Consider the following 13,710-nt stretch of genomic DNA (forward strand, 5'->3'; position numbering starts at 1 on the left):
ATGATTCAACATACACAAATATCTGACAGGGAACTTCAAGCATTGATAAAAAATCAGAAGGTAAGGTTTGGCGCCAACAGCAAACTCAAGATTTATGGCACTCTTCATTGCAAGTCCGGAAAAAGGATGAAAAAGGAAAACAGGGTTTTCTTTGAGTCAGAGCAAGAGGCAATTGATCTTGGATATAGACCCTGCGGTAGCTGTATGCGTCAGAAATACCTAAAATGGAAGAAAAGCCTATAAAATTTCAAGAAGGTCGTCTTTGGAAAGGCTCCCAAAAAATGAAGCATCCGTTTGGATTAGATCTTGAGCCAATTTTCTTTTCTTCATCTGCAACTTCATAATCTTTTCTTCGATAGTATCGGAACAAATCATCCGTACAGCGACCACATGCTTGTTCTGACCTATACGGTATGCTCTATCTATAGCCTGGTTTTCGGCTGCAGGATTCCACCATGGGTCAATAAGATACACATAATCGGCTTCTGTAAGATTTAGCCCGACCCCACCAGCCTTCAAGCTGATCAAGAAAACACGAACATCATCATTAGATTGGAAATTATGAACTTTCTCGCCCCTATCCTTGCTCTGCCCTGTTAGGTATTCAAAAGGAATTTCCCGGTTTTCCAATTCAGCTTTGATAAGGTCCAACATCCCTACAAACTGAGAGAAAATCAAGATTTTGTGCTCCTTGGATTTATTCTCGATCTGCTCAAGGATAACTTCGATTTTTACAGCGTTTTCTGCAGCATGTCCTTCCTTGAGTAGCACCGGAGAATTGCAGATCTGCCTCAGCTTGGTCAATCCCGTCAGAACATGCATACTGTTCTTTTGAATCTCATCCTCGTCCTTCGCAGAAATGAATTCGCGGATCTCGGTTTCGTAGGTCTCATAAATCCTCCGTTGTTCAGCATTCATCTCACAGTAAATCACCATTTCCGTTTTCTCAGGAAGCTCCGTGGCCACCTGCTTCTTGGTCCTTCGAAGAACAAATGGTTTTATCTTCTCCTGTAATCCATTTGCCCTTTTGCTATAATCAAACTTGTCAATCGGAAGCGCATAGGTATCCTTAAAGAACTGCTTGCTGCCCAATAAGCCTGGACTGGCAAATGATAACTGCCCATAGAGGTCGAAAGTATTGTTCTCAACCGGCGTTCCAGTCAGCACAATTCTGTTTCTTGCATTCAATAGACGGGCTGCTTTATAACGCTCTGAGTTCGGGTTTTTAATGGCCTGAGATTCATCCAGAAATATATAATTGAACCTGAATTTCTTTAAAAAACGAATATCAGATAGCATTATCCCGTAGGTTGTTAAAATGACCTCATAATCCTCAAAACCGTCGGTATGCTTATTTCGATCTGAGCCATAATGTTTCCAGATCTTTATGGAAGGCGCAAATTTTTGAATCTCCTCTTCCCAATTAAACATGATTGAAGTAGGCATCACAATCAAATTGGTTTGATTTGGATATTTTTCTCGCTGAGAAAGTATAAAAGCAATGATTTGAAGAGTCTTTCCAAGACCCATGTCATCTGCCAAGCAGCCGCCGAAATTGTGCTTATCCAAAAAGCATAACCAATTTAATCCTTCATGCTGATATGTTCTTAATTCAGCATTCAAACTTTTAGGAACTTTTACTTTCGGAATTTGATAACCCGCAGAAAACTCCTCCTTCAGGAGATCGATCTCCTGTTGAACTTCATCGCTCAATATGTCCTTCTCAAAAAGATCCTCCACTTCAGAATAATTTACCTTGGGAATGGTAATCATTTCTTCATCCATATCACCAATCTTAAAGTAACTCCCAATTTTCGTGATCCATTCTTCAGGCAAGATTCCAAAGGTGCCATCGTCCAATGCGACGAATTTGCTCTTATTTCGGATAGCTCGATGAATCTGCCTTAATGTTGCAGTTTGTTGGTCGAATCCCACTTTTAACTTAGCATTGAACCAGTCAATACCCGATATCACTTCAATAGAGATTTTTGCTCTATGTGGGTTTATCTTATTTTTTTCTATATCATTGAAACCCAAGATTGCAATATCTTCCTCTCGCCATTGCTCGAAAGTTTCAATGAACCAACCTTCATCCAAGAACTTGTCTTTGTGCAAATAGAAGTACACTTTTTCTTCCAACTGCTCCAGGAATTCAGGGTGCTTGTCCAAAATAGAGGCGGTCAGCCGTTCTTCAGCATCATGGTTCCTCTCAACACTAAATACATTGCCGTTTGGGTCTGTGTCGAAGATCTGTTTGCGAAAATAAACAGGAACTTCAATATCGCCATATTTCATCACTGGAGTGATTGAAACATAGCTGCCCTCCTGCTGTAAATAGATAAGACGTGACAGCTCATAGTTTTTATCTTTAAGTTGAGATGGCGTCGCTTGACGAATAAATGAATAATTGATTTTTACCAATTGCTCCAAAGGTTCCAGGAAATTCCTGAAGAATTCGTCGTATTTGGATTCGTGGAGAACAATAATTTCATTGTTGGACTTAAAGAACTTTATGACCCGAAGCAAATCTGGATTACCAATGAGGTAAAGACCATTTTTGTGCAACAGAAAATACTCGTTCTTAATTTGAAGTTGTTTAAAGTGGAGAGAAGTCTCATTCCAAATCAACTCACCTGTAATTTCATAAAATGGAGATTTCTTGAATACGGTCAACTGAACTTCCGCCTTTAGCACATCCAACGTAATTGGTTTCAAGGATTTGGAAGAAATGGTTTCTGAAATGGACCGGTCATGGAAGAAAATATCCAAGGACAACGGATTATTGATAATTAATTTCAGTGCATCTAAATCGAGATCCAAACTGTCATCGGAATATTTATTCTGGAAGTAATGGACCGCTGAATAAAACTTTAATTCTTTGGGGTCATTACTATTCCAAATCAGAGGTTGCGTGTCAACCGCATCTATCGGGTTCTTAATCTTTCCTGATTTCGTGCGCTCAGCTTCCATCAACAAAACGTTCAATTGGTTATAATAGCGATGTTTCGAAATAACCAATATCCGTCTTCTATGCTGCTCAGAAAGGATTGCCAATCTAGATTTACGTATTGGAATAATCGGAAAACTATTGACAGAAAGATTATCAGTCTTTAATAAACCTACAACCGAAGGAGAAATTTTCAACTCTCCTTCCTCAAAACTGATAATAAAAAAGTTATCCAAATATGGTTCATCTTCTAGTCCGTAAGATTTAGCTATCTGAAGCAAGGCTTTATTCCTTACCTTCTCATCAAAGAACAAACGGAAATCATTATTCTCCAGAATTGCATAGCAAACTATACCTTGATGCTCGCACATTTTATTGCCAACATTTCCACAAGTACAGCTTGTTACAATATGACCTCTGATTTGACTTACAACAACCGTAGGGAATTCTTGATCTTGATCGTTTTTTGTGAAGACTCCAGAATTTAATTCTAGTGATAAAGCGTAAATGTCCTTAAAATCTTTATGGTCAATGAAGCTTGCATTATCCACATGCTTGAGCAGTTCAAATAATGTTAAATTACTGAAATCTGTATTCGAAATAATGTAATCAGACGAAAGATCCATGAACCAGCATAATAGTTTTGAGAAAGTAAGAATACGAAAATTTTAGAACAATATCTCTACAACTGAGAAGAGATAATTTATAATTATTATTAATTTATTTCTATATTGTATTCATAATGAATGATTTATCAAAGCGCTCAACTATTCGGCCTGGAAACATCATTTCAGGGATAGGTTTTTGGACCATATTCGCTCTCCTAATGGGATTTGGACTACCCATCCTTATTCATAGCCAACAAGGTGATTGGAAATTTAATTATGATAAGAGTGCCAATACTGCCTTCTTTTATTTAGGGTTGGGTTTGTTTTTGTGGCTCATTTTGATCTTCCTTTTCGCAAATAACTTCTTGTTCAACCTGCTTAGGAAAAGGAAAAAATTAATGGGATTGCGTAGTCAAGGCAAAAGGATCAAGGCTACCGTGATAGAAAGCCATATTTTTGAAAGAAACAAGGACTATGAGTCAGTACATTTAGTTTTAGAATTTAAGAATCTGTCCGGATCAATGGTCAATTTTGAATTGAATTTATCAGACAGTAAGCCGGAGGAACATCGATTTGATGTAGGGAAACCCGTTACCTTATTGGTCGACGAAGAATCAAAGAACCCCTCAATTACTTTAGAAACAGGAAAAATCGGATTCAACAAACCTATCCTCAACCTTATTTTATTTGTTTTATTGGTGATGATCATAGTGCCAATAGGTCTGTTGACCTATGGATATTTATATGAAAGTAACGGTTATGGATGGCGCTATTTATCATTTGAACACCCTTATATTCTAGCACCTTTATTTGGACTCCTCTATGTCGGCATATTGATATTTATCAGGAAGATTTTTATCAAACCCTCCAATACAGAGTGGCTGTTGCTGCATGGAAAATCAACTGAGGCAAAGATTGTTTCATCTGTTGCTACTGGAACCTCCATAAATGACCAACCACAAATCTTGGTCGTAGTAGAATTTGAAGATAAGGGAAAAACAATAAAGGCAGATTTTAAAAGAATTTATAATCAGATGGATCTGATTAGCCTAAACCGAGGTAACAGCATCAGAATTCTATATCACCCTGAAAATCCTCAAATAATTGAACCCAACCAATAACTTATGAGAAAAGCTAGTATTTCACTTTTGACACTCATATTTTTTCTTTTTTCATGCCAACAAATAAAACAAAGCTATGAAGAAACAATAAATCCAAAACCTGAACAGAAAGACAAGCCTCGTGAGCAGTTGGTGTCTAGTTCGTCCTCCAGTACAACTTATAGTTCTTCTTCGAGTTCATCTTCGCATAGTAGCACGGTAGAGACCGGTCAAAAGGAATCAGAAAGCTTATTTAAATCCAAAGAGAAGCTTGACCAAATACAACAGGAATTAGTCAATTTACCTTTGTTCAGAGGAAAGAAAATCATGCTCTACAAAAGCTTTTTCTTATATGACCATATGGATGGAATGATTATTATCCAAATGCAGAATCCTGACAAACCTGATGAGGTCGATGAATATACATACAGATATGGCAAATGGCAAGAACCAACTCCGGTGAAAATCACGGGAAACATCCCTATGGAAAGCTTCCTGTATCCAATGGACAAAATTAAGTTTTCACTAGCCCATGATATTCATGAAGAAATGATAAAAGAAGCAAAAAATATGGAAGGTGGTGTTGCTTCAGATCATGTATACTTTACCCATATGGATTTTCACGGAATTGAAAGGAGCTATTGGTATAGCTCCGTAAAGGGAGATCGAAAAGACCTTTATATCGACTTTAATACCGAAGGAAAGGAAATATCTAGACGATGAGAAAGATTATATTTTCATTCTCCTCTGTCTTCTCCAGAATTTTAGTAAGACCCTTCAATTGGTTTTACCATCTACTTTAATGGCAATATATGGTACGCTTCGTGCTAATCAAGAATGAAATAAAAAAAGCACCTGATTAAGAAAATCAAGTGCTTCAGTAAAATATGCTTGTTGGTTAATAGCCTGGGTTTTGCGCCATATTTGGCATAATAGATAATTGATACTGGGGAATCGGAAATAATTTTTGATAAGCTTTAATGCCTAATTCAGATTCCGCAAGATCGTTTCGCTTTAAGAATGCAAAATAAACGCCTTCATTTTTCATCTCTTCTTTAAATTCTGTATGAAGATTTTTCAAGATATTCGATTCAGAGGTCGATAATTCAGCCTTACCATTTCTCTTACGAACTTCATTTAAAAGCTGGATGGCCTTTGTTTTATTGTTCAGCTTTAAGTTTGCTTCTGCCGCTAGTAAAATAACTTCTGAGTATCTAGCTATACTTCTGTAATTCCCTTTCAGATATGGGTTACCGCTATTATTGGGTTTTAATTCTGGTGACAAATTGTAATCGACACCAAAAATACTCTCTGAATTAGAACTATGGATATTAGATTTGCTTGCTAAAGCGAATTTTTTACTGTCAATTATTTGATTGAGGTACGCATTAGCCAGTGTATAATCTTTGTTGTCCATAGCTATTCTCGCGGCAATCATTCTTCCTAACGCTGCATCATTAGGAAATGAGGTTTCTAGATGTTTTATAATCCCTGCTAGTTTGGATAGGATTTTATTAGAAGCTTCGCTTTTATTTGTTCTGCCTTTTGATACGTCCATTTCAGTTGGTACTTTTTCAAAGTAGATAGGGTCACCCCAATAATTCATAAATTGCCAATAACTTAATGCAACATATAAGTATCCATGCCCTTGAAACTTTTTTAAACTTTCATTTTTTATCATTCCCAAGGCCTCTTCAAAACGAAAACAATTAACAATAATCTTGAATAATTCAGTAAAGGAAGTTCCTAATTTGGAGTTGGAAGAACTGATTGGTTTATAAGAAAACTCATTATATGATTTTGATTCTATCGTATTGATATACAACCCTTCTGATAAAATAAAACTTTCATTCAGTTTTAAAGAACTTAGCTTTAAAGAAGTGATCATATCATTAATTACCCCTTCGTTTGAATAGATCTGGTCTGGCGTTAATGCATGATTTGGATCTATTTCCTGAATATCAGCTGTAAAATTTTTCTTAATATCAAAGTCGCCAATAGTTAGGTCCAAATCAGCATATCTCTTTTTCATATTATCTGAGACTTGTCTTGAGTCAAAAGATTCCAAGCCGGATTTAATGGTGGAAGCTAAGGATTGACTTACTTCCCCATCGGTCTCTAGGTCTGTTGAAATAGTACTTAATATCTCGGTGAGTTTAGCATCATCGGAAGATGCCATTTGAAGAAGTCCTGCTGAAATACCCAATAGAATATTGGAGTGTTCATTGTTCTTGGTCAATGAAATCTCTTCACTCAGATTATTGCTCGATGCTTTAGCATAAAAAGCACTGTATATTTCCTTTACAGCTTTCACTTTAGCATCAGCAAATTTTAGTTTTTCCTTTTTTATCAGACTCTTTACACGTTTTTCTTCAAGATGGCTTAGGATATTTACATTAACAGTATTGTTTGAACTGATATCTGCTAAAGCATTCAATGTAATAGGCGAGTTCGATAAATCTCCAGAAATTTCATTAAAATAAAATCCATTTACAGATAATTGAACAAAGTTTGAGCTGAGAACCACGCCTTCCAAACTAAATGATCCTATGTCATCTACGATTTCTGATTTGAATGATTTTCCTGTTGGTGTTAAATCTTCAGATAACTCATAAATAGTCACTACTGAACCTCTAACAAATGGACCTTTTTCAACTGCACCTTTAAGCGCAACTTTAGAGTCTTTCCCGTTTTCTAAATCCTCTTTCTTGCTGCAAGAATAAAAAAATACTGTACATAAGAGTACTAGGCAAATTAGCCGGCTAGTCATAAATCTCATAAATTGATGTTTGAACGCGCAAATTAAAGAAACAGCAAATGAAATATCTTACGGTTTCCCATAATTTACCTCATAAAATGAAAACTTAATTATTTATTAACATTGCGAAAATCTCAATTCCTTATTACTCAGAATCGAACAGGCAGGTACAGGATGCGAAAGCATTATATTTTTATTTCCTTTAAGTAACAATTATAAATTCGCCCTAACCTCGATAAAATCGGTTTCCTATGAAAAGATATCCTATCCTGAGTATATTTTTTGCCTTATTTATCCTGATTTCCTGCCAGGAGAAAATTGAAATAGTCCCATTTAAACCTGAGCCGAGCAGTAGTATTGCCATTGTTGGAAACTCGTTTGCCGAAAGAATGCAACGGAACAACTATTTTGAAACCCTGCTGCAGGCAAGCTTTCCGGACCACAAACTACACGTTCGTAATTTAGGCTGGGATGCAGACGAGGTCAACCTGCGACCTAGACCACTCAATTTTGGAACACTTCAGGAACACCTCCAAGCTCATAAAGCTGATGTTATTTTCGCATGTTTTGGTATGAATGAGTCCTTTAAAGGTGTTGATAGCTTAGCAACTTTCAAAACCGAACTGGAAACTTTTATAAAAAGTCTTCAAGACCTGAAAGGTGGCCTCAATAAAACGCCACAGATAATTTTGGTTTCCCCAATAGCCCATGAAAAACTAGGAGATGAATTGCCCGATCCTAAGGAACACAATAAATCACTGAAAATATATTCAGAGGAAATGGGCAAAGTAGCAAAATCAATGGGTATTCCATTTATTAACCTATTTGCTGTTACCAAAGCTGAAATGGATGATGCCAAATCGCCACTTACCTCGGACGGAATACATTTGAATGATGATGGATATAAATTGGTCAGTGAACTGATGGCCAAAGCATTGGATTTCCCCATAAAAAGCCTGTCCGAATTACCACAGGCGGAAAGCTTGAGGTCATTGATCAGCACAAAAAACAAACATTTCTTCTATCGATACAAATCTCAAAACGGGGAATATATCTATGGCCGCAGGCGAGAATGGGCAGGCGGTCAGGCATTGCCTAATGAACTTGCCAAAATAGACCAGTTGGTAGAACAATTGGACAGCTTAGTATGGGCTGGAGCACAGAAGGGAGCACAGATTTATCCTCTTGCTGCTCAAAAGATCATAAATGCCGGTAAAGCGGAAATTCCACAAGAAAACATAAAAGCCACAACCGAAGAGGATCTGGAATTGGCGAAGTCCCAATTTATTCTGCCCGAGGGTTTTGAAATCGAGCTGTTCGCATCCGAGAAAGACTTTCCAATGGCCAATCCAGTTTCGGCAACCTTTGATTCTCAAGGTCGGCTTTGGGTCGCTACCATGCCTTCATACCCCAATTATACCCCTGGCAATCCTCCAAACGACAAGATCTTAATTTTAGAAGATACCGATGGCGACGGAAAAGCCGATAAACATACGGTATTTGCTGACAGCCTTTACCTTCCATTGGGTTTTGAAATCGGAGATGGTGGTGTTTATGTAACTCAAGCTCCAGATTTTGTTTTTTTGAAGGATACCAATGGCGATGGAAAAGCTGACTATAAGGAAGTATTACTATCAGGATTCGGAACCGAGGATTCGCACCATACCCTCAACACTTATACTTGGGGTCCAGATGGAGCTTTATATATGAACATGGGTACATTTCTGCATACGCAGGTCGAAACCCCTTATGGTCCACGTCGTGGTGATTATGGCATGGTATGGCGTTACGAACCCAAATCAAGGAAATTTGACCAACATATCTCCTATTTATTTGCAAATCCTTGGGGCGATGTATTTATGAGAGATGGAACCCAATTGATAGCAGATGTATCTACCGGTTTAAATTATTTTGCCCCCCCACTGACCGTCGCTATCGACTACCCCAAGAAACATCTGGAGATGAAAGACTTCCTGACCGCAGCAGCAAAACCTAAGACATGTGGCCTGGAGATTATATCGAGCCGGGCATTCCCTGACAGCCTGCAAGGAAACGTATTGTTCAATACCTTTATCGGCTTTCAAGGAATCCGGCAGCACAAAATTGCAGAACAAGGTAGTGGAATTGTAGGCACTGAAACGCAATCCCTATTGCAATCTACTGATCCCAATTTTAGACCTGTAGCCTTGCAATTCGGACCTGACGGAGCTTTGTATGTGGTGGATTGGTATAATCCTATCATTCAACATGGCGAGCAGAACTTTAGGGATGAAAAACGTGACCACACAAAAGGTAGAATCTGGCGGATAAAACATAAAAGCAAGCCAACGCTAAAACCTGTGGATTTAACAAAAATGAGCATACCTGAAATGTTGGATCAATTAAAGCTAACAGAAGACCGCGCAAGGTACAGAACGAGGAGAGCGCTCAGAGAATACAAGGCAAGCGATGTCTTGCCGGCAGTGGATAAATGGATTGCTGGACTGGATAAAAAAGACCCGATGCTGGACCAACATAAGATGGAAGGTCTATGGATCTATCAACAGTTTAACAAACCCAATGAAAAGTTATTGGATGAGTTGCTGAAAAGTAATAGCCCAGGCGTAAAATCTGCAGCAACTCGGGTATTGTACTATTGGGCTGAGAAAATTCCCAATTCACTTGATAAAATTATCAAGATGTCTGCGGACCAATCTCCAAGGGTTAGGCTGGAGGCAATCATTGCATTGAGTCATTTTAAGGATTCAAAATCTGTCAATGCTTTGTTAGCAGCTAGCGAAATGCCAACTGATGATTACATCAATTATTCTCTGAATGAGTCTTTCCGGCATTTGCGCCCAGTATGGGTAGAAATGTTTAGCAATGACAAGCAATTCTTGGCAAATGACCCTAAAAAAGCAAACCTTTTATTGAACTCTGTTGCGACAAAACGGGAATCATTATATATCGGTTTTGTTGCTGAAGATCCTACGGCGGGAAAATATTCGGAACCAAAACTGACTGCTGAAGAGTTTGAAAAAATGAAATCTGCTGTTGCGGTTCAGCGCTTTATGGATGAAAACAAAGAGCTCCTTGCTGATGACAAGCCGAAGGATGAACCTAAACCAGAAAACAAGGAACCTCAAAAAGAAAAATTGAAGGCTACACATATCCTGAAGACTCTTCCTGGGAAAATGGCATTTGATATAGAGGTACTTGAAGTGAAGGCTGGCGAAGAGATGATTTTGGAATTTGACAACAATGACCAGATGCCTCACAATGTAGTATTTGCAAAACCTGGCAGTCGCGAAAAAGTTGGGAAAGCAGCAGACGCCATGTCCGTAGAACCAGATGCCTATGAGAAAAGTTTTATTCCAAATATTCCGGAAGTGCTTTTCGCAACGCCATTGGTACAAGCAGGACAAAGTTATCAAATCAAAGTCACTGCCCCAAAGGCTAAAGGAGACTATCCATTTGTATGTACTTTCCCGGGGCATTGGCAGATTATGCATGGTATTATGAGAGTACAATAACGAGGTTAATTACCTTTTATTTAAGCTACAATAATTTGATGAAAATTTAATATCTTTAATTAACCAATAGTTCAAATTATGAAGGCAGTCCTAATTAGCTTCATTACTGTATTATTTTGTTTTACCTTATCCTCGTATGAGGTAAGAACTCCAAAACAAGAAGTTCCTGATTCAATCATGAATTGGATAAACAAAGAAATAAGTAAATCAAAGAAAACGCAGATAACTGAATATTCAATTGATAATATATTTAAAACAGATAGTGTTCGGATAGTTGGGTATATCAAGGGTTACAACAAAAACTTAGGATTTTCTTCCGGGATTATTTATCATGAAAATATATTGACCAGGGAGAATTTACCAACCACCATTAAAGTGCATGAAGATGGACGGTTTGAAGCAGATTTAGAAGCAATTCATCCATTTATGAGCTACCTGAGTCTCAATAAATATATCGTTCGATATTATACAGAACCTGGAGCCACACTCGGAGTGATAATAGATTGGAATCTGCTTACAACACAGGATCGTAATAACAACAATGATAAGCCTCCTTATGCGGTAGAATATGTTGGGATATTCAAATCTTTAAATGAAGAACTGGATAGAAATCCTGGCTCTTCTCCGGATTATAGAAAACTTAATGAATATCAAAAAACAGTTCCTCCAAGTGACTTTAAAAAATTACAGATTTCCATATGGGACGAACAAAGGAATAAAATGGATAGTATATGGACTGAAAGGAAAATTTCCGCTAAAGCCAAAAAACTTCTACTAAACAATCTAGACTTAAGTTTCGCCAATTACCTGTTTGACTATGCTTCAGATAGAAACTATTACAGGAAGCAAGACACAACAAATCAAATACTCAAAATTCCGCTTGAGAGTTCCTATTATGACTTTGTAAACAAAATAGACCTCAATGATCCTGATTTGATAATTTCTGGGGAGTTTTCAACTTTTATCAACCGATTTGAATATTCTGACCTTTATGTAAAAACAGAATTTTATAACAGGAAAGACTATTTCCAAGCCATCGATTCATTAGCAAATATAAATTTTGGAGAGAACAAACATCCTTTAGTATTTGATATTGCCAAAATGAGGAACATCAGTTCTAAGATGGTGATGCTAAAAAACAATTCTGCTGTCAAAAATGAAATACCTTATGTTGTAAGATCCTTCAAAATACCATTTTTCAAGGAAGAAATAGATCGATTAGATGCATTGATAGAGCATCAAAAAGCAGGTTATGATCTTCCGAATACGGCAGCTGCAGGCGTTTTTAAAAAATTGATAGAGCCACATAAGGGAAAAATATTGGTTGTGGATTTCTGGGCGGAATGGTGTGGCCCCTGCAGAGCGGGAATTGAAAGCTCCCTCGCCCTTAGACAAAAACTCAAAGACAACCCTGATCTCGAATTTATATATATCACGGATATATCCAGTACGGGAGAAAAATTCTTTAAAGAATATAGTGAAAAAAACTTCATGAAAAACTCTTACAGAATTTCTTCCGATGATTATTTGTCTCTACGCGAATTGTTTAAATTCAATGGAATTCCAAGATATGTATTAGTGGAAAGCAATGGAAGGATAAAAAATGACAATTTCGAATTCCATAATATCGCCTTTGAACTATCATCGATTTTTCCAGAAAAATTTAATCATCAAATGTTTCAAAAATAGTCTGTCGAAATCATCCTTGAATTATTACTTGAAATTAAATATATATTTCAGGACCGCCATTCGACCTCTTAGTTGGTATTGATGATTAATTAAGGAATTGCTATTCCAAACATCTTAAGTTTGGTATCCAAGATTAAAATATAATCAGAAAAAAGCTTATTTCCGGTCATTCCTCCTATTCCCATCTTCAACATTTGCTGGACTTGAGAATCGGTAGCCCCTTCTATATAAGTTGCTCTATTAACATTGATTTTTCTGCTGGCTATTTCAATTTTTTGATTGGATGGATAGGAATGGGCTATCATTTTCTTTCCCCAAGAGTTTACTGAAAATAGGATGGGTTTTGAATTGGGTCCAGCAAGGTCTTCTGCAATTTCTTTGCTGGTTAATAACTCGAACATACTGGAGCCCGTATCAAAGAACAACAAGGTTTCTCTTTCATTGATGATTGAAGGCAATAATATGTTTCTATTTGAGTAAATAAAGGAATGTTGCAGCTTAAATTTTTCAGGAGCAGATTGCAGTAACTCAATTCTTTTGTTTGGATAATCAATGACAACAACTTTCCCATCTATAAAATCCGTTCCGATGGTACCAATAATCTCAATCTTTTGTTCATTGTTCCAATTAATTGTTGAGTCTCCATAATTCTTACTGTTGATTTGAACGTATGATATGTGAATTTTATTTATATAGAGATCAAAATCGGACACCTGGTTCTGTAATATTTCGTTAGAGAAACTCTTAGGATATTTATCCTTGATGGCCTTTATTTTTCCATTATACAGCATGGAATAGGGTGATCCCGTATCAAATTGCATATAAAATTTTCGAGGGCAATTGTCCAAGTAAACCGGAATAAGTAAAGAGGCCTTTTCTTCCCATTCTGAATTTATTGAATCGCCATTCCAAATAAAATCCATTGCTATGTTTTCAGATGAAAAGACAATTGAACCTGAAGTATGGGACTGTGCCAAAAGTATTTCATTGGAAAAAAAGCAAGAACAAAAACTGATGAATAATAACAGGTGGTTTTTGATGAGTGTATCCATTTCTTAAGATTTATATATGCCACCAAAACTATTTAAGAAACATT

8 protein-coding genes are annotated in these 13,710 nt (G+C 37.1%); 5 read left to right on the top strand and 3 right to left on the bottom strand.

What is annotated here, in order from left to right; all coding sequences use genetic code 11:
• Positions 1 to 243: an Ada metal-binding domain-containing protein gene (locus CRT24_RS03105; RefSeq protein WP_099369782.1), complete on the top strand. Its 243-nt coding sequence runs from the start codon at positions 1 to 3 to the stop codon at positions 241 to 243.
• Here CRT24_RS03105 and CRT24_RS03110 read toward each other — a convergent pair.
• On the bottom strand, positions 238 to 3,573 hold the full coding sequence (locus CRT24_RS03110) for a DEAD/DEAH box helicase (protein WP_099369783.1): 3,336 nt from the start codon (positions 3,571 to 3,573) through the stop codon (positions 238 to 240). The genes CRT24_RS03105 and CRT24_RS03110 overlap by 6 nt on opposite strands.
• A 116-nt stretch (positions 3,574 to 3,689) precedes the next feature.
• Between CRT24_RS03110 and CRT24_RS03115 the strand changes: the two genes are divergently transcribed.
• Entirely contained in the window at positions 3,690 to 4,676 is a 987-nt protein-coding gene (locus tag CRT24_RS03115) for a hypothetical protein (RefSeq protein ID WP_099369784.1), read from the top strand.
• 3 nt (positions 4,677 to 4,679) lie between these two features.
• The gene (locus tag CRT24_RS03120) at positions 4,680 to 5,378 is read left to right on the top strand and encodes a hypothetical protein (RefSeq protein WP_099369785.1); all 699 of its coding nucleotides are present in this window, start codon (positions 4,680 to 4,682) and stop codon (positions 5,376 to 5,378) included.
• 175 nt (positions 5,379 to 5,553) lie between these two features.
• Here CRT24_RS03120 and CRT24_RS03125 read toward each other — a convergent pair whose 3' ends face one another.
• The gene (locus CRT24_RS03125) at positions 5,554 to 7,425 is read right to left on the bottom strand and encodes a RagB/SusD family nutrient uptake outer membrane protein (RefSeq protein WP_180269052.1); all 1,872 of its coding nucleotides are present in this window, start codon (positions 7,423 to 7,425) and stop codon (positions 5,554 to 5,556) included.
• Between the two features lie 239 nt (positions 7,426 to 7,664).
• Here CRT24_RS03125 and CRT24_RS03130 point away from each other — a divergent pair, with 239 nt between their 5' ends.
• Positions 7,665 to 10,925: a PVC-type heme-binding CxxCH protein gene (locus CRT24_RS03130; RefSeq protein ID WP_099369787.1), complete on the top strand. Its 3,261-nt coding sequence runs from the start codon at positions 7,665 to 7,667 to the stop codon at positions 10,923 to 10,925.
• Between the two features lie 78 nt (positions 10,926 to 11,003).
• On the top strand, positions 11,004 to 12,614 hold the full coding sequence (locus CRT24_RS03135; protein ID WP_099369788.1) for a TlpA disulfide reductase family protein: 1,611 nt from the start codon (positions 11,004 to 11,006) through the stop codon (positions 12,612 to 12,614).
• Between the two features lie 89 nt (positions 12,615 to 12,703).
• On the opposite strand, the gene CRT24_RS03140 is transcribed toward CRT24_RS03135, so the two are convergent.
• A complete protein-coding gene (locus CRT24_RS03140) occupies positions 12,704 to 13,666 on the bottom strand; it encodes a hypothetical protein (protein WP_144034497.1) in 963 nt (320 codons plus the stop codon).
• Positions 13,667 to 13,710 lie beyond the last annotated feature (44 nt).

The organism is Sphingobacterium sp. 1.A.5 (genome assembly GCF_002734235.1).
GTDB lineage: Bacteria > Bacteroidota > Bacteroidia > Sphingobacteriales > Sphingobacteriaceae > Sphingobacterium > Sphingobacterium daejeonense.